Annotated in this window: 26 protein-coding genes; 16 read left to right on the forward strand and 10 right to left on the reverse strand. The window is 32.2% G+C overall.

Features of this window, described 5'->3' with window-relative positions; all coding sequences use genetic code 11:
• Positions 1-265: 265 nt before the first annotated feature.
• Positions 266-2,746 (reverse strand): TonB-dependent receptor, encoded by a 2,481-nt coding sequence (locus Q4Q39_RS02885; RefSeq protein ID WP_303280860.1) that lies wholly within the window; start codon positions 2,744-2,746, stop codon positions 266-268.
• Positions 2,747-2,846: 100 nt separating this feature from the next.
• Between Q4Q39_RS02885 and Q4Q39_RS02890 the strand changes: the two genes are divergently transcribed.
• Positions 2,847-3,209, forward strand: a complete 363-nt coding sequence (locus Q4Q39_RS02890) for a CoA-binding protein (RefSeq protein WP_303280861.1) — start codon at positions 2,847-2,849, stop codon at positions 3,207-3,209.
• On the opposite strand, the gene Q4Q39_RS02895 is transcribed toward Q4Q39_RS02890, so the two are convergent.
• Positions 3,186-4,643 (reverse strand): sodium:solute symporter, encoded by a 1,458-nt coding sequence (locus Q4Q39_RS02895; protein WP_303280862.1) that lies wholly within the window; start codon positions 4,641-4,643, stop codon positions 3,186-3,188. The genes Q4Q39_RS02890 and Q4Q39_RS02895 overlap by 24 nt on opposite strands.
• 122 nt (positions 4,644-4,765) lie before the next feature.
• Between Q4Q39_RS02895 and recR the strand changes: the two genes are divergently transcribed.
• The 13 genes from recR to Q4Q39_RS02960 all read left to right on the forward strand — a co-directional run bounded on the left by recR (position 4,766) and on the right by Q4Q39_RS02960 (position 13,327).
• Entirely contained in the window at positions 4,766-5,383 is a 618-nt protein-coding gene (gene recR / locus Q4Q39_RS02900; protein WP_303280863.1) for a recombination mediator RecR, read from the forward strand.
• Entirely contained in the window at positions 5,384-5,989 is a 606-nt protein-coding gene (locus Q4Q39_RS02905) for a phosphoribosyltransferase (RefSeq protein WP_303280864.1), read from the forward strand.
• Positions 5,964-6,572 (forward strand): haloacid dehalogenase-like hydrolase, encoded by a 609-nt coding sequence (locus Q4Q39_RS02910; RefSeq protein WP_303280865.1) that lies wholly within the window; start codon positions 5,964-5,966, stop codon positions 6,570-6,572. The genes Q4Q39_RS02905 and Q4Q39_RS02910 overlap by 26 nt, the downstream gene beginning before the upstream one ends.
• Before the next feature lie 134 nt (positions 6,573-6,706).
• Complete coding sequence (locus tag Q4Q39_RS02915; RefSeq protein WP_303280866.1) at positions 6,707-8,032, forward strand: dihydrolipoamide acetyltransferase family protein; 1,326 nt, start codon at positions 6,707-6,709, stop codon at positions 8,030-8,032.
• Between the two features lie 104 nt (positions 8,033-8,136).
• Positions 8,137-8,910, forward strand: coding sequence for a 3'-5' exonuclease (locus Q4Q39_RS02920; RefSeq protein ID WP_303280867.1), 774 nt, complete (start codon positions 8,137-8,139; stop codon positions 8,908-8,910).
• A 93-nt stretch (positions 8,911-9,003) separates the two neighbouring features.
• Positions 9,004-9,615 carry a fumarylacetoacetate hydrolase family protein gene (locus Q4Q39_RS02925; protein ID WP_303281300.1) on the forward strand — a complete coding sequence of 204 codons (612 nt, stop codon included), beginning with the start codon at positions 9,004-9,006 and terminating at the stop codon, positions 9,613-9,615.
• Complete coding sequence (locus tag Q4Q39_RS02930; protein ID WP_303280868.1) at positions 9,616-9,957, forward strand: Hpt domain-containing protein; 342 nt, start codon at positions 9,616-9,618, stop codon at positions 9,955-9,957.
• Positions 9,957-11,207, forward strand: coding sequence for a competence/damage-inducible protein A (locus Q4Q39_RS02935; protein WP_303280869.1), 1,251 nt, complete (start codon positions 9,957-9,959; stop codon positions 11,205-11,207). Before Q4Q39_RS02930 ends, Q4Q39_RS02935 begins: the two co-directional genes overlap by 1 nt.
• A gap of 82 nt (positions 11,208-11,289) precedes the next feature.
• A complete protein-coding gene (gene rpmB / locus Q4Q39_RS02940) occupies positions 11,290-11,526 on the forward strand; it encodes a 50S ribosomal protein L28 (protein WP_303280870.1) in 237 nt (78 codons plus the stop codon).
• A 24-nt stretch (positions 11,527-11,550) separates the two neighbouring features.
• Positions 11,551-11,733 carry a 50S ribosomal protein L33 gene (gene rpmG / locus Q4Q39_RS02945; RefSeq protein WP_033959164.1) on the forward strand — a complete coding sequence of 61 codons (183 nt, stop codon included), beginning with the start codon at positions 11,551-11,553 and terminating at the stop codon, positions 11,731-11,733.
• Positions 11,734-11,739: 6 nt separating this feature from the next.
• Entirely contained in the window at positions 11,740-11,892 is a 153-nt protein-coding gene (locus tag Q4Q39_RS02950; RefSeq protein WP_303280871.1) for a DUF4295 domain-containing protein, read from the forward strand.
• A gap of 194 nt (positions 11,893-12,086) precedes the next feature.
• Positions 12,087-13,040, forward strand: a complete 954-nt coding sequence (ftsY, locus tag Q4Q39_RS02955; protein ID WP_303280872.1) for a signal recognition particle-docking protein FtsY — start codon at positions 12,087-12,089, stop codon at positions 13,038-13,040.
• Between the two features lie 47 nt (positions 13,041-13,087).
• Entirely contained in the window at positions 13,088-13,327 is a 240-nt protein-coding gene (locus Q4Q39_RS02960; protein WP_303280873.1) for a hypothetical protein, read from the forward strand.
• Here the strand turns inward: Q4Q39_RS02960 and Q4Q39_RS02965 are convergent.
• Positions 13,320-14,384 carry a serine hydrolase domain-containing protein gene (locus tag Q4Q39_RS02965; protein ID WP_425555741.1) on the reverse strand — a complete coding sequence of 355 codons (1,065 nt, stop codon included), beginning with the start codon at positions 14,382-14,384 and terminating at the stop codon, positions 13,320-13,322. The two genes, Q4Q39_RS02960 and Q4Q39_RS02965, sit on opposite strands and share 8 nt — an antisense overlap.
• 132 nt (positions 14,385-14,516) lie before the next feature.
• On the opposite strand from Q4Q39_RS02965, the gene rimO reads away from it, so the two are divergent.
• A complete protein-coding gene (rimO, locus tag Q4Q39_RS02970) occupies positions 14,517-15,821 on the forward strand; it encodes a 30S ribosomal protein S12 methylthiotransferase RimO (RefSeq protein ID WP_303280875.1) in 1,305 nt (434 codons plus the stop codon).
• A gap of 142 nt (positions 15,822-15,963) precedes the next feature.
• Complete coding sequence (locus Q4Q39_RS02975) at positions 15,964-16,653, forward strand: peptidoglycan DD-metalloendopeptidase family protein (RefSeq protein ID WP_303280876.1); 690 nt, start codon at positions 15,964-15,966, stop codon at positions 16,651-16,653.
• Between the two features lie 307 nt (positions 16,654-16,960).
• Here Q4Q39_RS02975 and Q4Q39_RS02980 read toward each other — a convergent pair whose 3' ends face one another.
• The 7 genes from Q4Q39_RS02980 to Q4Q39_RS03010 form a co-directional block, all read right to left on the reverse strand.
• Entirely contained in the window at positions 16,961-17,302 is a 342-nt protein-coding gene (locus Q4Q39_RS02980; protein WP_303280877.1) for a P-II family nitrogen regulator, read from the reverse strand.
• Positions 17,303-17,335: 33 nt separating this feature from the next.
• Positions 17,336-18,589, reverse strand: coding sequence for an ammonium transporter (locus Q4Q39_RS02985; RefSeq protein WP_303280878.1), 1,254 nt, complete (start codon positions 18,587-18,589; stop codon positions 17,336-17,338).
• 257 nt (positions 18,590-18,846) lie between these two features.
• Positions 18,847-22,197, reverse strand: coding sequence for a preprotein translocase subunit SecA (gene secA, locus Q4Q39_RS02990; protein WP_303280879.1), 3,351 nt, complete (start codon positions 22,195-22,197; stop codon positions 18,847-18,849).
• A gap of 179 nt (positions 22,198-22,376) precedes the next feature.
• Positions 22,377-22,598 carry a DUF2795 domain-containing protein gene (locus Q4Q39_RS02995; protein ID WP_019387375.1) on the reverse strand — a complete coding sequence of 74 codons (222 nt, stop codon included), beginning with the start codon at positions 22,596-22,598 and terminating at the stop codon, positions 22,377-22,379.
• Positions 22,599-22,757: 159 nt separating this feature from the next.
• Complete coding sequence (locus Q4Q39_RS03000; RefSeq protein WP_303280880.1) at positions 22,758-23,333, reverse strand: cob(I)yrinic acid a,c-diamide adenosyltransferase; 576 nt, start codon at positions 23,331-23,333, stop codon at positions 22,758-22,760.
• Between the two features lie 156 nt (positions 23,334-23,489).
• Positions 23,490-24,260: an O-methyltransferase gene (locus Q4Q39_RS03005; protein WP_303280881.1), complete on the reverse strand. Its 771-nt coding sequence runs from the start codon at positions 24,258-24,260 to the stop codon at positions 23,490-23,492.
• An 85-nt stretch (positions 24,261-24,345) separates the two neighbouring features.
• Positions 24,346-26,208 (reverse strand): ABC-F family ATP-binding cassette domain-containing protein, encoded by a 1,863-nt coding sequence (locus tag Q4Q39_RS03010; protein WP_303280882.1) that lies wholly within the window; start codon positions 26,206-26,208, stop codon positions 24,346-24,348.
• Positions 26,209-26,284 lie beyond the last annotated feature (76 nt).

The raw sequence follows: 26,284 nt of genomic DNA on the forward strand, positions 1-26,284 counted from the left end.
ATGTTGCTCAAAATTATACTATTTTAAGAGTCTATGTGGAAAAATGTTATTTTTTTGATTGATATCAATGATATAATTTCTGTTTTAAAACATTTTAAATGTATGATTATCAATTTTTAATTTAATGAAAAAGACAAAGTAGTAAACGATAAAAGGTGAAGGTAAGTTCTTAAAAAAATAACCCCCAAAGCTAATGCTTTGGGGGCTCATTTAATTGTCTTGCATTATATTAACCATCAACTATTGTGCAAGACATTAAATACTTTTAAAGGAAACCTCCGCTTCCAGATTTAGTGTTTTTATCTCTTTGTTTTCTACTTAAAGCACGGTATTTACCACCTCCAAATCGGTATGATAATGCAATATTCCATGTGTTGCTTTCCCAATTAAAATCTCCAAATGAAGGGAATGGTGTATCAGCTTCGAATTCAAATTGCATCGTATTAAAAATATCATTGTAGTTAAAGCTAAAAGTAGCTCGATTGTTTTCCAAGAAACTGTAGCGTAAACCTGTGTTAACCATAAACATGGGTTTCCTGGTAAACTGAATGCCTTTTTCTTCTCCACGGTACATAGAAAACAAGGATACACTTAATTTTTTCGAAACCTTAAAATTATTAAACAGTCTAAGGTTCCATATAACATTAGTTACCTCGGTTTTTGTGCTTTCAATATCGGCTTCTGTAGCATTCTCTATATCGGTGGTATTTATAAACTCTGTTATACCATTTTGAGTTTGCGAATATAAATCAAAGCTTCCGTTTAGACTCCACCATTTTGCAGGACGATAATTAGAAGATAATTCAATACCAAAGGCAGAAGTATTGTCAAAATTATCAAAAGATAAAATAGCATTAGCAGCAGGTATATTAGTTCTATCTATTCTTACAGATCTACTAATGTTGTCTTCAATAATTCTGTAAAAAACGCCAGCAGTTATACTACCATTTTTTAATTGTCTGGTATAATTTGTTTCTATAGAATTAGTGAATTGTGGTAATAGCTCTGGGTTTCCAAAAGAAGAAATACGTGGTGTGCTCCATTCTCTTATAGGGTTTATTTGTTGTAAACCTGGTCTGTCAACACGGCGACTAAAACTTAATTGATACGAGTTTTTATCAGAAGCAGTATAGGTTAAAAAAGCAGATGGATATACTTGAAAATAATCATTTTTAAAAGGGATTAATTCTGTGGTATTGTTATTAAAAATGCTTAAAGCATCTGCAGTCTCATCAACATGTTCAATACGTGCCCCAACTTGATAATTCCATTTTTCTAATTTTTTAGAAAACGTAAAGTATGCAGAATAAATATCTCTACGGTATTCAAAATCGGTACTAGGGGTTGGTATGATATCGCCTTCACTAGAAAACGTTTGGCCTGTCGACATATAATTGATGTCAGAATCAAATAAAAGTGCTTGTAAACCAGCTTCAATTTTTGTTTTTTCGTTTACAGGTTTAACGTAGTCTATATTAACTGTTGTTTGATTACGTTCTGTATCGACATTATCAACATAGTTTGGTGGAAAGCTAAAATTGACAAAGTTGAAATTGGCAATTTCGTTCTGCTCAAAATCATTATAGTCTATTTCAATTTCTAATGTCTCATCTTCATCATTAAATTTGTGTTTATATGCGAGGTTGTATTGTCCAGAATTATTGTCAGAGTTATTGTTAAACAACTGGCTTTGTGAAGTATTGCTAGGGAAATTTATTAAAGTATTACCAAAACCGCGGCCATCAAAGATATTTTGATTAGTGAATAATGAAAGGGTGTTTTTGTCATTCATATAAAAATCAACACCAACTTTATATAAGTGTGATTTATTGTTGTTTCCAAATTTAAAATCCTGTCTTGAATTATCATCTAAACGCTCAATATTTCCGAAGTTATCAAAGTTGCCAATATTATTTCCATAGTTACCGTAAAAGTTGAATTTCCCATTTCGATAATTCATATCGATTGAACTGTTGAATTTTGCAAAAATTTCTTTTGTCAATCCAATATTAAAATTGCCATTAAAACCTTGCTGCGTATTTTTATGCAATTTAATATTGATGATGCCGCTCATTCCTTCAGGATTGTATTTAGCAGAAGGATTTGTTATTAATTCAATTTGTTTAATAGACGTTGATGGTATTTGTTTTAATAATTGAGCAATTGGAACGTTACTTAATTTACCATCAATCATAACGCGTACATTTTCATTGCCTCGAAGACTAATATTCCCAGTTTGCTGGTCTACATTTACAGATGGAATATTATTCATAATATCACTTGCAGATGCACCAGCAGTTGTTAGGTCTTTGCCAATTGTAATTATTTTTCTGTCTACTTTTTGCTGAATAGTTGATACTTCTGCAACTACAGTTACAGCATCCAAACCTTCGGTTTCTTCTTCAAGCAAAATATTCCCCAGATTAATAATATAGTTTCCTTTGCCAAGAATAACTTCTTTGTTTACTGTTTTATAGCCAATATATTGTATACTGACTATGAGTTTTCCCTCTGCTACTTTTTCAATCTTAAAAGTACCATCATCTTGAGAAATACCTCCTGTTGAGATAGCTCCTTTCGCATTTTTAATTACGATGTTTACATAAGGTAAGGGTTGATTAAGTTTTGCGTCTAATACTTTTCCGAATATAGTACCCGTTTTATCGGCTTTTTTTTCGGGATCTGTTGCAGATGCATTTGTAGGTATTGAAAATAATAAAATGCATACTAAAAATAGTTTGTACATTGTCGATTCGATTTTTTTGATTGATGAGTTCATTAATAAATAGACGTCTTAGCATTATTTATGTTACTATAATTTTTTTGCCTTAACATTTTTTTAACACATGAAAAAGAAAACACTAGTGCTGGGTGCATCATTAAAACCAAATAGATATTCCAATTATGCTATACAAAGATTGGTAGCAAATAAGTTTGAGACCGTCGCTTTTGGCTTGAAAAAAGGAGACATTTCGGGAATATTGATTGATACTGAGTTATTACCCTACAAAGATGTACATACGGTAACATTGTATCTAAATTCTAAGAGACAGAAAGATTACTACAACTATGTTGTATCGTTAAAACCAGAACGTGTTATTTTCAATCCAGGAACAGAAAATCCAGAATTTTATAAAATTTTAAAAGAAAATAATATTCTTTTTGAAGCAGCTTGTACGTTAGTTTTACTTTCTACGAATCAATATTAGTCCCAGAAATGTAATGAGTCCATTAATTATTAAAAGCTCGTAGCCAATAACATAACCTCCAATTTGTTCGGCTGGAATTTTCCCAATTAAATAAGAAAGTATTACAGATATTAGTGTAACGATCCAAACGTATTTATCGGTCACTTTAAATTTGGTGAAAATTCCAAAAGCAAATAATCCAAGTAAAGGTCCGTAGGTATAACCGGCAACTTTTAAAAGATTGTCAATAACATTACTATCTAAAATGTATTTAAAAGCGACAATAACAAAAATAAGTACAATACTCATTAAAACATGAACTTGTTTTCGTAGCCCTTTTTGTTTAGACTCATCAATTTTTTCGATTCCTAAAAAGTCAACACAAAAAGAAGTTGTTAGTGATGTTAAAGCACTATCAGCACTGCTATAAGCAGCCGCTATTAAACCTAATAAAAACACCACCGATAAAGAAACACTTAAACCTCCATTTAATGCTATTTCTGGGAAGAGTAAATCTGTTTTTAACTTGCCGTCTAGCATAGGAGTTGCAATATTAAATTTATCAGCATAAATAAAAAGGAGTGCTCCAAGCAGTAAGAAGATAAAATTGACAACAACTAGAACTAAGCTAAAGGAAACCATATTCTTTTGTGCATCCCTAAGGGTTTTGCAGGTTAGGTTTTTTTGCATCATATCTTGATCTAATCCTGTCATGCAAATGGCAATAAACATACCGCCTAGAAAGGATTTTACAAGATGATTTTTTGCTAAAAAAGATTCAGTAAAAAAAGTTTTATTGTATGTCGCTAATTCATCGGAAGCTAAAAATTCTGAAAAACTCCATCCCAATTTATCGGTAATTAATATAATAGCTATAATAACAGCAACAAGCATAAATAAGGTTTGTAAAGTATCTGTCCAGACAATCGTTTTAATACCTCCTTTATAAGTGTACAGCCATATTAATAAGATTGAAATTGTTACAGTACCCCAAAATGGAAAACCATAAGCATCAAAAACAAATTTTTGTAAAACAATGGCAACCAGATATAATCGAAAAGAAGCACCTAATACTCTTGATATAAAAAAGAAAAAAGCACCCGTTTTATAACTAACTATTCCAAAACGAGTTTCCAAATATTGATATATTGAAATGACATTAAGTTTATAATATATAGGAAGCAATATATAAGCTATGACAAAGTACCCAGCTAAATATCCAAAAACGACTTGCATGTAGCTAAATTGTGAGGCTTCAACCCAGCCTGGGACAGAAATAAATGTGACTCCAGAAAGTGATGCCCCTATCATTCCAAAAGCTACAACAAACCAAGGAGATTGTCTTTTAGCTTTAAAGAAGTTTTCATTTGAATCCTCTTTACCAGTTATGTATGATATAAGAATAAGTACTCCAAAATAAGCTGCTATAAGTAGCATGATTTGTGTTGCAGACATTGAATAAATTTTAAATGTTGAAATTACAAATATTAAATTTCAAATTCCAAATGAAGTATGTGAATTTAAAAGAGTTGATGAAAATTAGTGAATTTCGGGTCTAAATGTTAAATTCGCAGCAAATGGAATTTTCATCTAGACTATTAGAGCGTGCAGTAAACGAAATGTCTCAATTACCAGGAATTGGTAAGCGAACAGCGTTGCGTTTGGTATTACATATACTAAGGCAGCCAAAAGAGCAAACTGTGGCTCTATCGGAGGCCTTACAAGCTATGCGTAATGAAGTTAAATTTTGTAGCTCATGCCATAATATAAGTGATCAGGATTTATGTGAACTATGTGCTAATCCAAATAGAGACAGTAGTACTATTTGTATTGTCGAGGACATTAAGGATGTAATGGCTATAGAAAATACAAGTTCATTTAAAGGTACATACCATGTTTTAGGAGGTAAAATTTCACCTATGGATGGTATTGGTCCACATGATTTGAATATAGAATCTTTAGTAAAAAAAGTTAAAGAAGGCACAATAAATGAACTTATATTTGCATTGAGCTCGACTATGGAAGGAGATACCACCAATTTTTATATTTATAAACAAATTCAAGAATACCAAATTTTCACATCTACCATAGCAAGAGGTATCTCTGTTGGTGATGAATTGGAATATGCAGATGAAATTACTTTAGGTAGAAGTATTGTAAATAGAATTCCATTTGAAACCTCTTTAAAGCACTAATTGGAAGTTATTACTATAAATAATGAAACTTTTTCTAGAAAAAGTACTGAATTAATTTCTCAAATAGATTTTAATCCAGATATTATTGTAGGTATTCTAAATGGAGGAGGTTATGTGGTTAATGAAATCAAAAATGAAAAAAGGTTTGAGCATGTTCAATTTGAATCAATAAAACTTCAAAGAGATAATAGGTTGAAAAATAATTATTTCACCAGACTTATATTAAAACGGTTACCTTATAGTATTACAAATTGGCTTAGAGTATATGAGTCTAATAAAGCAAAAAAAGCAATTGAAACTTTAAACTTAGAGAACTTATCCAATAGTGGTATTAATTTTAAATTTAATTCAAATTCAAAAAAAACTGTTGATAATATTCTTATAATTGATGATGCTATAGATACAGGCAAAACTATGTTTATTGCCAAAAAATATTTAATCAAAAGATTTCCTGAAGCGAAAATTAAAACAGCAGTAATTTCTTGGACCATAGAAAAATCAATTATAGTGCCAGATTATTATTTGTTTAAAAATAGTTTAGTTCGATATCCGTGGTCTAAAGATTATAAAGAAAAAGATTTTGAAAAAAAAAGCTTTAGTAGTTGATTTAGATGGAACACTATATACAATAAATACGTTTCATTACTTCATAAAATACCTCATTAAATTTTGTGTAAAACATATTAAAATAATCTTGCTTGTTAAGTTATGTGCTGCAATCGGTTCCAGATTATATGTGTCTCATGATAAAATGAAGTATAACATATTAAAACTACTAAAAAATAGAAATGATATCAATTATGGAGCTTTTGTAAATTCTATTTCGTCTAAAAAACGATTTATTCCACATCTTCAAGATACTATTTTTCATGTTAAAATATTAGCAACAGCTGCCCCATCATGTTATGCAAATATTATAGCGAAAAATGAAGGTTTAGTTTGTTTGGGTACAGATTTTCCATATACTAAGTTTGCCCAAAATTTTGAAAATAGTAAAATCAATAAAAAAGAAAATGTTTTAAAATACTTAGAAAACCAAAACATTTACGAAATTGATACATTTGTTACCGATCACATAGATGATTTACCAATTATAAAAATAGCAACAAATAATATTATTATAAACCCTCATAAAGAATTATTAAATATTCTAAAACAAAATTCAATTTCTTTTGAAGTAATAAATTAAAGGTTTTAACTTTACCGAGAAACAAAAAAGGAATAATTGAAAATGATTATTTAATTAGGAATAATTTAAAATAAAATCACTTTTTTTATTAATTTTGCATTCAAAATAAAAAAAACAAGTATTACGTTATTAATATGGCAAAGTTTGAACTTAAATTACCGAAAATGGGTGAGAGTGTTGCAGAAGCAACAATAACATCTTGGTTAAAGGAGATTGGAGATACTATCGAAATGGATGAGCCTGTTTTAGAAATAGCAACAGATAAAGTAGATAGTGAGGTGCCAAGTGAAGTTGATGGTGTTTTAGTTGAGAAGTTTTTTAATGTAGATGATGTTGTTAAAGTAGGTGAGGTCATTGCTGTTATTGAAATAGAAGGCGATAGTGATTTAGTAAATGAAGGAGATGCAGTTGTTGGCGAAGAAGTTGAGTCTAAAGAAGAAGCTGTTGGGCAATTAGAAGAAGCTATTACTATAGCTAAAGAAACAGTTGCACCTATAGCTTCAAATGATGAGCGTTTTTATTCACCGCTTGTTAAAAATATAGCGAAGCAAGAGGGAATTAATCAAGAAGAGTTAGATGCTATTTCTGGTAGTGGAAAAGATGGACGTGTTACTAAGAATGATATTCTCGGTTATATGGAAAATAGAGAAAGTGCTAAAAAAGAACAAGTTGTACAAAATAATGCATCTGTTGTTCAATCTATACCTGTAGAGAAATCAAAGACTGCTATAGCTCCAGTAGTTTCTAGTGGAGAGGATGACATAATAGAAATGACTAGAATGGGCAAAATTATTGCGCATCATATGGTTGAGTCTATACAAAAATCGGCACATGTACAAAGTTTTATTGAAGCTGATGTTACCAAAATATGGAACTGGAGGAAGAAGGTAAAGGATGGGTTTATGAAACGTGAAGGTGAGAATTTAACCTTTACACCAATTTTTATGGAAGCCATAGCTAAAGCACTTCGTGATTTCCCAATGATGAATATTTCATTACAAGGGGATACCATTGTGAAAAAGAAAAATATTAATCTAGGTATGGCAGCTGCATTGCCAGATGGTAATTTAATAGTACCAGTTATAAAAAATGCTGATCAACTTAATTTAGTTGGTATGACTAAACAAGTTAACGATTTAGCAAACAGAGCACGATTAAATAAGTTAAAACCAGATGATATTCAGGGAGGTACTTACACTGTAACTAATGTAGGAACATTTGGTAGTATTATGGGAACCCCAATAATAAACCAGCCACAAGTTGGTATATTGGCGCTTGGAGCAATTAGAAAAGTACCAGCTGTAATTGAAACCCCAGAAGGTGATTTTATAGGAATTCGTTATAGAATGTTTTTATCTCACTCATACGATCATCGTGTCGTTAATGGAGCGCTTGGAGGGCAGTTTGTAAAATCAGTAAAAGACTATCTCGAAGCTTGGGATAGTGATAGAGAAATATAATTTTTAAAAATAAATGTATAAAAAACCAACTTTAAAACAGTTGGTTTTTTTGTTTCTACACTTTGCAATTTACTATCTTTACATCTTAATCAATAATTACTTAAATGCAGCTAAGCCTCACTAAACCCATTTGTTTCTTCGATTTAGAGACAACAGGAGTAAACATCTCAAAAGATAGGGTTGTTGAAATTTCTATTCTTAAAGTGTTTCCTAACGGAACGGAAGAAAGCAAAACATGGTTGGTAAACCCAGAAATGAAAATACCAAAGGAGGTTGTAGAAATTCATGGTATTACCGATGAAAAAGTTGCTAACGAACCAACATTTAAAGAATTGGCCAAAGAGATTTATAACATGATTAAAGATTCAGATTTAGGTGGGTTTAATTCTAATAGATTTGATATCCCTTTATTGGCCGAAGAGATGTTGCGTGCAGATATTGATTTTGACATGAAAAACCGTTTAGCTATAGATGTACAAACTATTTTTCATAAAATGGAACAACGTACGTTAAGTGCTGCGTATAAATTTTACTGTGACGAAAATCTGGATGGTGCGCACAGTGCAGAAGCAGACACTAAAGCCACTTACGAGGTCTTAAAAGCACAAATCGAGAAGTATGATGAAGTAGAAAATAACACGAAGTTTTTAGCTGAGTTTAGTTCAAGAAAAAAATTCGCAGATTTTGCTGGCTTTATAGCATATAATAAAGAAGGAGTTGAATGTTTTTCTTTTGGAAAACATAAAGGCAAGTTAGTTACAGACGTATTAGAAAAAGAACCAGGATATTTTGGATGGTTGCTAAATGCTGATTTTCCTTTGTATACTAAAAAAGTACTAACAAGTATAAAACTTAGAAACTTTAATAACAAATTATAACGATTTTGTCATTCCTGCGAAGGTAGGAATCCATTTAATTATCGAATTATGACCAAAAAGTAGATTCTTGCTTTGGCAGGAATGACAGAAGATATGAAACTTATTTGCATAGGTCGGAATTATACCGAACACATTAAAGAATTAGAAAATGAAAAACCGACAGACCCTGTGGTTTTTTTGAAGCCTGATACGGCAATTTTGTTGAAAAAACAGCCCTTTTTTATTCCAGATTTCTCAAACGATGTACATCATGAGGTTGAAATTTTGGTAAAAATTAACAGGGTAGGGAAGTATATTGATAGAAAATTTGCACATAAATATTATAAGGAAATTGGTTTAGGAATTGATTTTACAGCTCGTGATTTGCAAAGTCAATTAAAGGCTAAAGGGTTGCCGTGGGATAAGGCTAAAGCTTTTGATGGTGCTGCAGTGATAGGTAGTTGGTTGGACGTAGGTGACTTTAAAGATATCAATAATATCAATTTTTCCTTGCAAAAAAATGATCATGTTGTCCAAAAAGGTAATACGAGTCTTATGTTATGGAAAATTAACGAATTGATAGAATATGTGTCAAAATATTTTACTTTAAAGATAGGAGATATTATCTTTACGGGCACACCAGCAGGTGTTGGCAAAGTAATAGCTAATGATAAATTAAAAGGTTTTATAGACGATAAAGAAATGTTTTCAATAACAGTAAAATAAATGGAGCAACATTACAAATTAATTAGAGTACGAGAGCTAGCGGATAATGATGAAGATTTTATAAAAACTTTAGCTGAGACTTTTTTAGAAGAAGTCCCAGAAGATGCAGAACGATTAAAAAAAGCAGTAGCTGAAGGAGATTGTTTTAATGCTTATCAAGCAGCCCATAAAATGAAGCCGACAGTAGATTTGTTCGAATTAGGAGTGTTAGATATATTAATTGAAGTTCAAGATTGGGGTAAATTTGAAAAGCGAGATTTAGATATTACGTCTCAGTTAAAAACTGTTTTAGATGCAGTAGATATGGCTGTAGCAGAAATAAGATCAGATTTTAACTTATAATGTTAGCCGAAATAATTACTATTGGAGATGAGCTTCTTATAGGACAAGTTATAGATACCAATTCAGTATTTATTGCAAAACAACTCAACAAAATTGGCGTATCTGTTTACCAAATAACATCTGTTCAAGATGATAAATCACATATCTTAAAAGCTTTAAAAGAAGCTGAAAACAATGTGGATATTGTTATTCTTACTGGAGGTTTAGGGCCAACAAAAGATGATATTACCAAAAAAACAATAGCTGAATATTTTAACGATACTTTAATTAAAGATGATTCAGTTTTGGATAATATTGAATACATCTGGCGAAACTATGTAGGAGGAGCACTTTTGCAAGTAAATAAAGATCAAGCCTTAGTGCCATCAAAAGCACAGGTGCTAATGAACAAACTAGGCACGGCGCCTGGTATGTGGTTGGAAAAAGATGATAAAGTTTTTGTGTCACTTCCCGGTGTACCCTATGAAATGAATGCATTGATTGAGCATCAGGTAGTCCCTAAACTAAAAGAAAAATATAACTGTCCTTTTATTTTGCATAAAACGTTATTAGTATACGGTTTAGGTGAAAGTGCATTAGCAGATAGAATAGAATCTTGGGAAGATGCCCTGCCTGAGCATGTTAAATTGGCATACTTGCCAAGTTTAGGTTTAATGAGGTTACGATTATCAACAAAAGGATTTAATGAAGAACTGGTTAAAGAAGATGTTCAAAAAGAAATAGGCAAAGTATTACCTTTAATCAAAGATGAGTTTTTTGGTTTTGAAGATGAAGAAGGATCGGTTGAAACAGTTATTTCTAAGCGCTTAACCAAAATAGGAAAAACATTAGCAATTGCCGAAAGTTGTACAGGAGGAACAGTTGCAGAACGGTTTACTGTTAATCCGGGGGCTTCAGCTTACTTTAATGGAGGTGTCGTAACATATTCAACAGAATCTAAAATTAATGTTTTAGGTGTTTCAAAAAATGACATTGAAACACATTCTGTAGTTAGTTCTGAAGTAGTAGAATCTATGGCACAAAATGCCTTGCGATTATTTCAATCAGATTTTGCCGTAGCAACAACAGGAAATGCAGGGCCTACTAAAGGGGATTCCGATGCAGAAGTAGGAACTGTTTTTATAGGAATTGCTACAAAAAATGGTGTGTATTCCGAAGGGTTTAACTTTGGAAATCACCGCGTAAAAGTGATAAATAAAGCGGTAAATAAAGCATTGGAAATGTTACTGAAAGAAATTTTTAAAAATTGATTAGATTTAGGTTGCTGTAAATTAAAGAATTTGTATATTTGCACCTCGATTTTAAGCAACAAAAAAATTAAAGTTATATATCATGTCAAGAGTTTGTGAACTTACAGGAAAGAAGGCGATGGTTGGAAACAATGTTTCTCATGCATTAAACAGAACAAAACGTAAATTTAATGCGAATTTGTTAAAGAAACGTTTTTACATTCCAGAAGAAGACAACTGGATAACTTTAAAAGTTTCTGCATCTGCTTTAAAAACTATTAACAAAATAGGTATATCCGCAGCAATTAAGGAAGCAAAATCTAAAGGATTTTTAAAATAATAGCTGTATTTAATAAGTAAAGAAATGGCAAAGAGAGGTAATAGAATACAAGTAATTTTAGAATGTACAGAGCATAAAGAGTCTGGACAACCAGGAACTTCTAGATACATTACTACTAAGAATAAAAAGAATACGCCAGATAGAATGGAAATTAAAAAATTTAATCCTATTCTTAAACGTATGACAGTTCATAAAGAGATAAAATAATAAGTCATGGCAAAGAAATCAGTAGCATCATTACAAACTGGATCTAAAAGATTAACAAAAGCTATCAAGATGGTAAAGTCTCCAAAAACTGGAGCTTACATGTTTGTTGAATCCATTATGAATCCAGAACAAGTTAACGACTTTTTTAAGAAAAACTAAAACAGTACGTTTCAAAATATTATAAGCTGCTTTCTTTTCAGGAAGCAGCTTTTTATGTTTATATTTGGAAGGTTTTTCTGCCGTAATAGCAGTCAAAATTTATGGTGCGAAAATTGCCATTAATAATTTGAGCATAATCATATGGGACAAGGTTTTGCTGTTATCAATAAACAACAATCAAATAAGCTTAAAGAATGAGTTTTTTTAAAAAAATATTTTCTTCAGAAAAAAAAGAAACCTTAGATAAAGGTTTAGAAAAATCTAAATCCACTTTTTTTGGAAAATTAAGTAAAGCCGTAGCAGGAAAATCTAAAGTAGATGATGAGGTTTTAGATGATCTTGAAGAAATATTAGTATCTAGTGATGTTGGCGTAAATACAACACTTAAAATTATAGAACGTATAGAAGAGCGTGTTTCTAAAGATAAATACTTAGGGACAGAAGAACTTAATGTTATTCTTCGTGAAGAAATTGCAGGTTTATTAAATGAAACAAATTTAGGAGAAGAAACAGAATTTGTTGTTCCAAGAGATAAAAAACCATACGTAATAATGGTCGTTGGCGTTAATGGAGTTGGAAAAACAACGACTATAGGTAAGTTGGCCTATCAATTTAAAAAACAAGGTTTAAAGGTTGTATTAGGTGCGGCAGATACGTTTAGAGCTGCTGCCATAGACCAATTACAAGTTTGGGCAGATAGAGTAGGTATACCCATTATTAAACAATCTATGGGTAGTGACCCTGCATCCGTAGCATTCGATACTTTAGAGAGTGCGGTGACACAAGATGCTGATGTTGTTATTATAGATACTGCAGGACGTTTGCATAATAAAGTGAATTTAATGAATGAGCTTACTAAGGTAAAGCGTGTCATGCAAAAAGTGGTAGATAATACACCTAATGATGTATTACTAGTTTTAGATGGATCTACTGGTCAAAATGCATTCGAACAAGCAAAACAGTTTACAGCAGCAACAGAGGTTACATCATTGGCAGTTACAAAACTAGACGGAACAGCAAAAGGAGGTGTCGTCATTGGTATTTCAGACCAGTTTAAAATTCCAGTAAAATATATAGGAGTAGGAGAAGGCATTGAGGATTTACAAGTATTCAACAAATTTGAGTTTGTAGATTCGTTTTTTAAATGATCATTTTGTCATTCCTGTGGAGACAGGAATTTCTTTTTAGATATGAAATGGCTTTAATATTTACTCATAATCTTCTAATCAAAACATCTTCAAAAGCAGTCTTTAATGCCGTTACACTGCCAGAGCGTCTAAATAATTGGTGGATATTAAAAGGCTCAAGAATTCTTAAGTTAGATTCAGGATACAATTTGAATTTTACAGATGTTTATAATTGGTTTGGTAAGGTTTCTGAAGTAAAAAATAATGGAATCCTCCATTTAAAAATTACAGACTCAGAATTCAATTAATCAAAGCATTTATTTTCTCCCATAAATCCTTATCGAAAGATGATAAGGCAAAATTGATATTATCAGCAGCATGTCCCATTCTAATGACTACTAGTTTTTTACTGGGAACGATATAAATTTTTTGATCATTTTTCCCCAAAGCAGCGTACATGTCAGCTGGAGCGTTTGGGACTAATTCACCATTAAATTCTAATTGACTAGCTGGCAAATGATAAGATGATTTTCCATTTAACCACCATAAATAGCCATACGATTGATTAATATTTTGTGATGTATTAGTGGCTTCATTTAAAAAGTTTTCAGGAATTATTGGAATGTTTTCCCATGTGCCATTAGCATAAATTAATAAACCAAAACGAGCCATACTACGCGTATTACTCCAATAAACACTAAAATCATTCGAATTTATCCATGCTCCGGTCATACCAATTTTGTCTCTCAATTTTGTGTTAAAATAGTTAGACCAACTTTGATTACTGGCTTGAGCAACCACATCTTGCATTTTTACATAAACATTATGATAAGCCCATCTTGCACCAGCATCTGCTATATATTTAAGATTTATAGGGGAAACACTATCTCCTAAGCCATCATCCAGACCAGAATTCATAGATAATAAGTTTTTACAAGTAATTAAATTCTCTTTTTCTAAAGTAGCACTCGTCCAACCTGTTCCTAAATAATCGGAAACTCTATTATTTATATTTATTAACCCTTCATTTTGTGCAATTCCAGAAATAGCCGTAGTTAATGTTTTACCTGCACTTGCCCAATACCATGGCGATGTTGCTGTATGATTATTAAAATATTGCTCAACTACAATTTTGCCATCATGCAGGATTATAAAGCTCTTTGTGTTTTTATCTTCTAAATAGTCCAATAGAGGTTGTAAAGCAGAGTCATTCCATTCTAAATCTGCAAAGGATTTGGTTTCCCAGATATCAGAATCTATAGGAGGAAAATAAAGAATATTATTTATAGGTTCTGGAGATGTTGGGGAGTCGTCTTTCGAGCAACTAAATAAAACCATCAAGATAAATAATGGGATGCAGGTCATGTTTTTCATAGCTGTAGGTTTAATAATTAAGACCTCTAAATATATAAAAGGTTTAATTAAGGTTGTATCTTTGCGCCCTGAATTGATTACCGTTATTAATTAAAAAGATTTCCACATGCGTGGAAAAATAGTATGCGCACAAAAACTCTTAAGAAAAACAAGATAAATGTTGTAACTCTTGGTTGTAGTAAAAATGTTTACGACAGTGAAGTGTTGATGGGGCAGCTTAAAGCTAGTGGCAAAGATGTTGTTCATGAAGAAGAAGGAAATATTGTAGTTATTAATACTTGTGGATTTATTAATAATGCAAAAGAAGAAAGTGTGAATACCATTTTAGAATTCATGCAAAAAAAGGAAGCGGGAGATGTTGATAAGGTATTCGTTACAGGCTGTTTAAGTGAACGTTATAAACCAGACCTACAAAAAGAAATTCCAAATGTAGATGCATATTTTGGTACAACAGAATTGCCTCATTTACTTAAAGCTTTAGGAGCAGATTATAAGCATGAATTAATAGGGGAGCGTTTAACAACAACACCTAAGAATTATGCTTACTTAAAGATTGCTGAAGGTTGTGACAGACCATGTAGTTTTTGTGCTATTCCTATCATGAGAGGAAAGCATAGAAGTACGCCCATTGAGGAGATTGTTATTGAAGCTGAAAAATTAGCAGCCAATGGTGTTAAAGAACTTATTTTGATAGCTCAAGATTTAACCTATTACGGATTAGATTTGTATAAAAAAAGAAACTTAGCTGAGCTATTGGAAGCTTTAGTGAAAGTGGATGGTGTAGAATGGATTCGTTTACATTATGCGTTTCCAACAGGTTTCCCGATGGATGTTTTAGATGTTATGAATCGAGAGCCAAAAGTTTGTAATTATTTAGATATTCCATTGCAACATATTTCTGATGCTATTTTAAAAAGCATGCGTCGTGGTACTACTAAAGAGAAAACAACCAAGTTGCTTAAAGACTTTAGAGCAGCTGTTCCAGATATGACCATCAGAACAACACTTATTGTAGGGTATCCTGGAGAAACGGAAGAAGATTTTCAAACATTAAAACAGTGGGTTACCGATATGCGTTTTGAGCGTTTAGGTTGTTTTACATATTCTCATGAAGAAAACACGCATGCGTACAATTTAGAAGATGATGTGCCAGAAGAGGTAAAGATTGATCGTGCTAACCAGATTATGGAGATACAATCACAGATTTCTTGGGAACTCAATCAAGAAAAAATAGGAAAAACCTTTAAAGTGGTTATTGATAGGAAAGAAGGCAACTATTTTATAGGACGTACCGAATATGATTCACCAGATGTCGATAATGAAGTATTAATTGATGCTACTAAAACATATTTAAAGACAGGAGAGTTTGCGACTGTGAAAATTATTGAAGCCGAAGATTTTGATTTATATGGAGAGGTTACTGTCTAACAGTTTAAGTTTCTATACAATGACAATTATAAATATTCTCCCCGAAGTTTAACGGAAAGTCTCGTCATAATTATTTGTATTCTTAGTATTACTTTGTTTTAAGTAAACTAATTAGTTACTATTTTTGAAGAAATACCTCTGTATGTATTCAAATAATTTTTTAGATTTTTTAAATAGTATAAGTTCCAGTCCACTACGAGTACTAGATAGGTCTATCCCTAACTCAAAATATATACCTTTAGATTTATCAGAGTCTAACAAAGCTTTAAATAGTGTAGATGTCTCATCATCTTCAAAATTGAGTGTGTATATTAATAACCATATTAAAGAACATGAAGCTTTAGTAGCGTATGGTGGATATTTAGAAGTTCGAAATATTTATAAGCGAAGCCCGCATTTTAACAATCAAGCTAAAGACGGACGTAATATTCATTTGGGATATGATTTGTGGTGTTATGCTAATACCCCAATCTATACACCTCTTGATGCTACGGTGCATAGTTTTAAGAATAACACGAATTATGGTGATTATGGTCCAACCATTATATTAAAACATACCATCAAAGACATTGCGTTTTACACACTTTATGGGCATTTGAGTTTAGAATCAATAAAAAGTTTAAAGGTAGATCAAGTTTTTAGGCAAGGCGAACAAATCGCGACCCTGGGAGATTCTAATGTAAATGGAGATTACCCACCACATTTACATTTTCAGATTATAAGGGATTTACAAAATTATGCAGGGGATTATCCTGGAGTTTGTAGCGAAAAAGATTTAGAATTTTATATTAAAAATTGCCCAGATCCTAATATTCTACTCATGCATATTTAGTATAAAGACTATTTGATGCTTTAAAATGAACTAAGAATCACTCATTGTGAAATTTTATATTTTTAAATTGGATATTGCATACGCAAAAGCGTTTACTCAGGGTAAATAATATGAAATTATGTTTAGTTTACTATTAGACCAAATTGATTTAAGGGCTATTTGTTGTTTTTGCATGTTCAAAAAACTATTCAGAAGAAATTACAGTTTCAGATATATTTATTGCTATTAAAAAACAAACAGCACGCCAGACCGATTCCCGGAGAATAGTGACCTATGAGTGGCGTGCTTAAATAAACATTGGATTAGATTATATAATAGCTTCTTTACCTCGAGTTCTGGTTCTAATTCTTATAGCATCTTGTACATCGTAAATAAATATCTTTCCATCTCCAACCTGCCCTTCAGAAGAGTTATCCAGTATTGTGTCAATACATTTGTCTAAGTTAGAATCACTAACTATACACATAATCATAATTCGCGTATGCAAAATTATAGATTGTTCTGTCCCGCGATAACGCTCCGAATAACTTTTTTGCAATCCAGATCCTTTTACAGGAATTACAGTTAGACAGGGTATATCGGCCTCTTTCAATCCTTTTTGTACGGCTTTTAATTTTGATGGTCTTATTATGGCTTCTACTTTTTTCATGAGACTATGTTTAATGTTTTTATTAATGTTAGGTTATTCGAATGTTGTGTAAGCTTCTACACCAAATGATACAGCATCTATACCCGCAGTTTCTTCTATACGTGATACTCGAATACCGATGGTTTTTTTCATGATTGTCATAATTATAAAAGTAATTAAAAAAGAAAAAGAACCAATAACTAATACACCTAGAGCTTGTGTTATTAGCAGATCACTTCCTCCACCAAAGAAAAGACCATTTTCTGAAGCAAATAGACCAACAGCTATGGTTCCAAATAATCCATTGACACCATGTACAGCTATAGCTCCTACAGGGTCGTCAATCTTAATTTTATCAAAAAATATAACGGCAACATCAACTATAACACCTGCGATTAATCCAATAATAATAGCTGAATTAGCATCTACAACATTACATCCAGCAGTAATGGCAACAAGACCTGCTAATACACCATTAATTGTCATAGTAATATCAATTTGTCCGTATTTAAAATAGGTGTAAACCATAGTGGAAATACCACCAGCTGCTGATGCTAAAAAGGTGTTAGTTACTACAGTACCTATGAGTTCCCAATTTCCTACAGCAGATAAAGTAGATCCTGGGTTAAAACCAAACCATCCAAACCATAGAATAAAACCTCCTACGGCAGCTAAAGGTAAATTATGTCCAGGAATAGGATTAAGTTCTCCATTTTTCTGATATTTACCAATACGAGGTCCCAATGCAATAGCAGCAGCCAAAGCAGCAAAACCACCCATGGCATGCACCGCTGATGATCCGGCAAAATCATTAAACCCTCTTACAGCTAACCACCCATTTGGATTCCATACCCAATTTGCTACTAAAGGATACATAACTGCACAAAAGATGAATACAAACAAAGCATAACTCCAAACTTTCATACGTTCTGCAACAGCTCCAGAAACAATAGATATGGCAGCAATGGCAAATCCTAGTTGGATAAACCAGAATAATTTATTGGAAACAGTAAGACCTAGCCCTAAATCATTGTTTGTAATACCAGTATCAAAAGCAAACCAACCATTAGAACTTCCATAAGCAATGCCAAATCCAACTAAATAAAAAGCAATACCGCCAAAAGTGATATCAATAATTACTTTTGCGATAATACTCATGGTATTTTTTGCTCTTACAAATCCAGCTTCTAATAACGCAAAACCACCTTCCATTAAGAATATAATAGCGGCACAAATGGCGACCCAAACTGTATCTATGGCATTAATAATTTCTGTTTGCTCAAGAGCAACTGTTGCTACTTCTTCCATTACTTATTTGTTTAGTTAATTTTAAAATTTTTAGTATTTTTCTTTGTTTTTTTAACAAAAAAGGTGAAATATAGTAAATTAAGGTGGTTATTAATTTGGGATATAATAAAATATATTGCTTTTTGAAAAGCATTCATGTATTTGATTAAATCACAATATTTTTTGTTGAATAAGTTCAGTTTTACTGAAATTATTGCATTAAAAAAGACTGCCTTTTTTGGGCAGTCTCTTTTAAATTATATAAAGTTAAACAAGGATTATTCTTCCACCAACACCCATTCACCTTTAGCGATTAATGGTTCGGCTTGTTTATACTTAACAGTTTTGTTTTCGCCATTCATAACATGTTTGATGGTAACGCGATCGTTACGTCCTATTTTTGGCTTGTCTCGAACTACCGTTTCGACAACTTCTTGGCGTTGTGTATTACCAGCTGCTCTATTTTGTGCAGAACGTTCATCCAGATTAGGGATTTCGTCTTTTTGAGTATTTAATCTTTCTCGTTTACGAGTTCGTGCTTCTTGAATTGTGTTTTGAGTTTCTTGTGGCAACTCCCCTTTAAATAAGAATGAAATAACATCTTTATTTACTTGGTCTATCATTAGTTTAAACAATTCAAACGACTCAAACTTATAGATAAGTAAGGGGTCTTTTTGTTCGTGTACTGCTAATTGCACAGATTGTTTTAACTCATCCATTTTACGTAAATGCGTTTTCCAGGCGTCATCTATAATGGCAAGTGTGATATTTTTCTCAAAATCAGTTATTAATTGCTTACCGTTGGTTTCGTAAGCTTTTTCAAGATCGGTAACAACGTTTAAACTTTTAATACCATCTGTAAATGGAACAACAATACGTTTAAATTTATCACGCTGTGTTTCATATACATTTTTTATTACAGGGAATGCAATGTCTGCATTGCGAGCCATTTTTTCTTTGTAATGCTTGAAAGCAGCTTTGTATATTTTAGATGTTATTTCTTGAGTGGAAAGGCTGCCAAACTCTCCTTCGGAAACTGGAGAATTCATTGAGAAATAACGAATTAATTCAAACTCGAAATTTTTAAAATCGTTAGCTCCTTTGTTTGTTTCTGCAATGCCTTCAGAAGTATCAAAAATCATATTTGCTAAGTCTACACGAAGACGTTCTCCAAATAATGCATGGTAACGACGTTTATAAACTACTTCACGCTGAGCGTTCATGACATCATCATACTCTAATAAGCGTTTACGAACACCAAATTGATTTTCTTCAACTTTTTTCTGAGCACGTTCAATGGATTTCGAGATCATAGAATGTTGAATCACTTCCCCTTCTTTCAGTCCCATTTTATCCATCATTTTCGCAATACGTTCGCTACCAAATAAGCGCATTAGGTTATCTTCTAGCGATACGTAAAATTGCGAACTTCCTGGATCTCCCTGACGACCTGCACGACCACGTAACTGTCTGTCTACACGACGTGAATCATGACGTTCGGTTCCAACTATGGCTAAACCACCTGCAGCTTTAACTTCGTCTGATAATTTAATATCTGTACCACGACCCGCCATATTGGTGGCGATAGTTACCTGTCCAGATTTACCAGCTTGATCAACAATATCCGCCTCTTTTTTATGTTGTTTAGCATTTAATACATTGTGCGATATTTTACGAATGCTTAACATTTTGCCAAGTAGCTCACTAATTTCCACAGAGGTTGTACCAATTAAAACTGGACGACCTGCCTGAGATAGTTTGGTAACATCATCAATAACCGCATTATATTTTTCACGTTTTGTTTTGTAAACTAAATCTTCTTTATCGTCTCTGGCTATTGGTCTGTTAGTAGGAATTTCAACAACATCTAATTTATAGATTTCCCAGAATTCACCAGCTTCTGTAACAGCAGTACCCGTCATACCAGATAATTTTCGGTACATTCTAAAATAATTCTGAAGTGTTACAGTAGCGAAGGTTTGAGTGGCATCTTCAATTTTTACATTTTCTTTGGCTTCAATTGCTTGGTGTAACCCGTCACTATAACGGCGACCATCCATAATACGACCCGTTTGTTCATCAACAATCATAACCTTATTCTCCATGACCACATATTGGGTGTCTTTTTCAAACAAAGCGTATGCTTTTAAAAGCTGATTAAGTGTATGAATACGTTCTGATTTTACACCAAAATCTTTAAACAAGTCTTCTTTTAAATTTGCTTCTTCTTCAGCAGAAAGGTTTTGTTTTTCAATTTTAGCAATTTCAAGGCCTATTTCAGGTAAGATAAAAAAGTCTGGATTATCTTTTCCGGAGATATATTCGATCCCTTTATCGGTCAATTCAATTTGATTGTTTTTTTCTTCAATAACATAGTACAATTCGGCATCAACCTTTGGCATTTCTCGGTTGTTGTCTTGCATGTAAAAGTTCTCAGTTTTTTGAAGTAGTTGTTTTACACCTTCTTCACTTAAAAACTTAATAAGTGCTTTGTTTTTTGGAATACCACGGTATGCTCTAAGCAGTTGAAAACCACCTTCTTTTGTGTCGCCGGCTTTGATTAATTTCTTTGCTTCTGCTAAAACACCTGTTAAATATTTACGTTGTACGCTTACAATATCGTCTACTTTAGGTTTTAACTCTGTAAATTCATGACGTTCACCCTGAGGTATTGGTCCAGAAATAATCAATGGTGTACGGGCATCATCTACTAAAACGGAATCTACCTCATCTACAATGGCATAGTTATGTGGACGTTGTACTAAATCATCTGGTGAATGTGCCATATTATCACGTAAATAATCGAACCCAAATTCGTTATTGGTTCCATACGTAATATCTGCGTTGTAGGCTTTTCTACGCTCGTCAGAATTTGGTTGGTGATAATCAATACAATCAACGCTTAAACCATGAAACTCAAAAATTGGTGCCATCCATGCACTATCACGTTTTGCTAAATAATCGTTTACCGTAACTAAGTGAACGCCATTTCCAGCAAGCGCATTTAAATATACAGGAAGTGTTGCTACTAATGTTTTACCTTCACCGGTTTGCATTTCTGCAATTTTACCTTGGTGCATGGCGATACCACCAATAAGTTGTACATCATAATGAATCATGTCCCAAGTGATGGGCTTTCCAGCAGCATCCCAAGAATTCGCCCAAATGGCTTTATCATTATCTAAAGTGATATACTCTTTTGTTCCAGATAATTCTCTATCGAACGTATTTGCAGTAACAGTAATATTTGTATTGTTTGCAAAACGTTTGGCTGTTTCTTTTACGACAGCAAAAGCTTCGGGCAAAATATCATTTAAAACTGCTTCAGATGCATTGTAAGCATCATCTTTTAGCTTATCAATATCTTGATAAATATCTTCTCGTCTGTCTATGTCTTCGGTATTTTCTGCTTCTTCAAGAAGGTTTGCCATTTGCTCATTGATACTTTTAGTAGCTTCGGCAATTTTTTCTTTAAATTCAACTGTTTTGTCACGTAATTCATCATGAGACAAGGCTTCTAAGGCTGCTTCAAAGGTTTTAACTTGATTTACAATAGGGTAGATGGCTTTTACGTCTTGTTTGGACTTGTCGCCAACAAATACTTTTAGTACAGAATTTAAAAAACTCATGTTTTTATATTTTAATTTTTACTCAGATATTATTCTATGAGTAGTAATTTTTGTTATGTTTGACTTAATTGCTTTTGTAAAGCATTCAAAGATACATTTTGTTATGTTGTTTTATAAATATTAAGACAAAAAAAAAGCCTCAAATCGAGACTTTTTAACTATATCTTTATGCTTATTTATTAATATTCATCCTCGTTCCAGAGGTAATCTTCATCAGTTGGGTAATCAGACCAGATTTCTTCAATTGAATCGTATGAATCTCCTTCATCTTCTATTGATTGTAAATTTTCAACAACTTCTAACGGTGCACCCGTTCGAATAGCGTAATCTATCAATTCGTCTTTTGTTGCTGGCCAAGGCGCATCACTTAAATAAGATGCTAATTCTAATGTCCAATACATTCTCTATTGTGTTTAATTTTTTGCAAAAATAATTTTTTAGTTTAAACAGACAAGAAAAAAATGAATTATTTAATCATTAATTTTTAAGAACGTATCTTTTTTTAATCTAAACAGGTGAAATTATTGTTGCTTTGTTAATATTATGCAAGCTATTTTTATTTAAGATTCTTTTTCAGGAATCCATTTAATTTCATTTGCTTGTAAATCGTAAGACAACTTTCGTGCCAATACAAAAAGATAGTCAGAAAGGCGGTTTAAGTACATTAATGCACTAGGTTCAATGTCCTCAATATCATTAAGAGCCGTTGCCAAACGTTCGGCTCTACGGCATACACAGCGTGCTATGTGACAGAATGACACCGTTTGATGCCCACCAGGAAGTACAAAATGTGTCATTGGGGGAAGCTCAGTATTCATTATATCCATTTCTTTTTCCAGGCGTTCAATGTTTTCAGTAGAAATTTTAGGAATATTTAAGCGCTCTTTTCCATTTTTTAAAATGGCTTTTTCAGGATCGGTTGCTAAAATAGCTCCAACTGTAAAAAGTCTATCTTGAATATGAATTAATAAATCTTTGTATTGTTGATTAATTTCTTGATCACGAATTAAGCCTAAGTGTGAGTTTAGCTCGTCAATTGTTCCATAACTTTCAATACGAATATGGTGTTTTGGTACACGAGTACCACCAAATAATGCTGTCGTGCCTTTATCTCCTGTTTTGGTATAGATTTTCATATTTTCAAAGTTAGAAGTTAAAAATTAAAAGTTAAAAGTTTTTTTCTACGAATTCATTTGTACTGAGAAAGTCTATTCTGTAACCCTGATTAAATAATCAACAGTCTTTTGTTTAAAAAAATCTCAGGGTTTAAAAAATCTGAGATTTTTTTTAGCTTAAATTCTAATATTAAAATGTTCCTTAACCTGTTCTTTTCTGAAAAATACAAATCCCCAGAAAAATGTATCGATTGTTACCGTGACTTTAGGATGTTGTTTTATGCTTTCCCATGCTTCGGTCATTCCTTTAGACCAATAAATATCATCAAAAATAAATATAGAGTCATTATTTATAGTCTGTAAAAGCATTTCGAAATATTCTAAAGTGGCTTCTTTTTGGTGATTACCATCAAAAAAGATAAGATCATAGTTGTTGGATGGTAATTGATTTATGACATCACTAAAATCTCCAATTTTTGAATCAATGTTATTTAAACGATGTTTTTGAAACATTGCTTTTGAGAATTCCGAAATATTTGGACAACCTTCAACAGTCGTAATTTTAACTTCTTGATTAGCTAAACTAATTGCATGCGTTGAAATTCCAAGAGATGTGCCTAATTCTAATATAGTTTTAGGGTTAGAATAATTTACTAATCGGTATAAGAGCTTTGCTCTTTTATTTGTTGATCCCGCATTTTTGGCTATTGATGAAATATTACGTTTTCGTTGTTCCATCACTTGTGAACCAGCTCCTAAATCGGTGACTTCAATACTTTCTCTATTTTTTAGAAGGTCTTTTTTGTAGTTTATAATGTGTTTGTAAGCATCATAACTAGTTTTATCATAAAAGCACTTAGTAACCAAATTATAAACAAAAGGGGAATGCACACCATGTTGATTGGTAGACCTTATTAAGAATTTTATGTATTGAATGATTTGATACATTTCAGTATTCAGTATTCAGTGTTTGGTTGTCTTGTAAATTATAAACACATAGTTTCTTTACATCTCATCTTTGTGAAAAATTAAATTAACCTTCTAGTTTAGACGACAATTCAAACCAGCGTTCTTCTTTTGTTTCAATAGTATCTATGATTTTTTGTAATTCATCAGATAGCTTGTTAATATCGTCTTGTGTAAGTTCTGGATTGTTAAATTTGTTTTCTAACTCTTTCTTATCAAATGCTAAAGAATTTAATTTGCTTTCAATATTTTTAAGTTCTTTTTCTTCATTGTAAGATAATTTATTAGAATCATTTTTTTTCCAAGCATTTTTGTCTTTTTTATCTTCTTGTACATTTGAAATTGCAGGTTGGCTATCTTCATAAACTCTATAGTCGGTGTAATTTCCAGGGAAATCTTCTATAATACCTTCACCTCTAAATACGAATAGATGATCAATAACCTTATCCATAAAATAACGGTCGTGAGATACTACAATAACACATCCAGGGAAATCCAATAAGAAACTTTCAAGAACATTAAGTGTTACAATATCTAAATCGTTTGTAGGTTCATCAAGAATTAAGAAGTTAGGGTTTTGGATTAAAACAGTACATAGATATAGACGTTTACGTTCGCCACCGCTTAATTTTTCAACAAAATCATATTGTTTTTTTCTGCTGAATAAAAAACGTTCCAGAAGTTGTTGTGCACTAATTTGTCGACCTTTTTTTAATGGGATATAGTCTCCAAATTCTCGAATCACATCAATAACTTTTTGTTCGGGTTTTATAGTGATACCGCTTTGAGTGTAATATCCAAATTTAACCGTATCGCCTTTAACGACTTTACCAGAGTCTGGTTGTGTAGTCTGAGTTAATATATTTAAAAATGTGGTTTTGCCAGTACCATTTTTTCCAATGATGCCAGCACGTTCACCTTTTTGAAAGGTATACTCAAACTTATCAAGTATGGTTTTGTCTTTAAATGCCTTTGAAACTTTATGAAACTCTAAAATTTTGCTACCAAGACGTTCCATGTTTAATTCGAGCTGAACTTCGTGGTCATTTCTTCGTTGATGGGCACGATGTTTTATATCTTGAAAATCGTCTATTCGCGACTTCGATTTCGTGGTTCTGGCTTTAGGCTGGCGTCGCATCCAAGCAAGTTCTTTCTTGAATAGCTGTTTTGCTTTACCGACTTCAACAGACTCTTGCTCGATTCTTGCTTCTCGTTTTTCTAAATAATACGAGTAGTTACCTTTGTAACTATATAGCTTTCCTTCGTCTAATTCAATGATCTCATTACAAACACGTTCTAAAAAATAACGGTCGTGCGTTACCATAAACAGGGTAATGTTTTCTTTGGCAAAAAACGCTTCCAACCACTCAATCATTTCTAAATCTAAATGATTGGTAGGCTCATCAAGAATTAATAAATCAGGTTTGTTTATTAAGGCGTTGGCCAAAGCGAGTCTTTTCTTTTGTCCACCAGAAAGTACACTCACTTTTTGATTTAAATCGTTTAGTTTTAATTTGAAAAGTATCTGTTTGTAAAGTGTTTCAAAATCCCAGGCTTGGTGTTGCTCCATTTGCTCAAAAGCAGCTTGATATGCTTCTGTATCTTCAGGGTTTAAAAGGGTTTTTTCATAATTAGAAATGACTTTTAAAATGGCGTTGTCACTTGCGAAAATGGTTTCTTCAATAGTTAAATTATTGTCAAATTTTGGGTCTTGTGATAAAAATGAAACTGCAATGCCTTTTCTGTAGATTACAGAACCAGAGTCGGCTTCATCATCACCCGAAATTATATTTAAAATTGACGTTTTGCCAGTTCCATTTTTTGCTACAAAAGCAATTTTTTGATCTTTGTGTACACTAAAAGAAATGTCTTCAAAAAGCGTTAACTCTCCGTAGGATTTTGATATGTTATCTACTGTTAAATAATTCAAAGGATATTTTTTTACAAATAACGTATAAAAAACTAAAAAATAAGACATAAGTTTTGTTGTTCAAGACGAAAACTTA

It is taken from the genome of Flavivirga amylovorans, assembly GCF_030540875.1.
Classification (GTDB): Bacteria; Bacteroidota; Bacteroidia; order Flavobacteriales; family Flavobacteriaceae; genus Flavivirga; species Flavivirga amylovorans.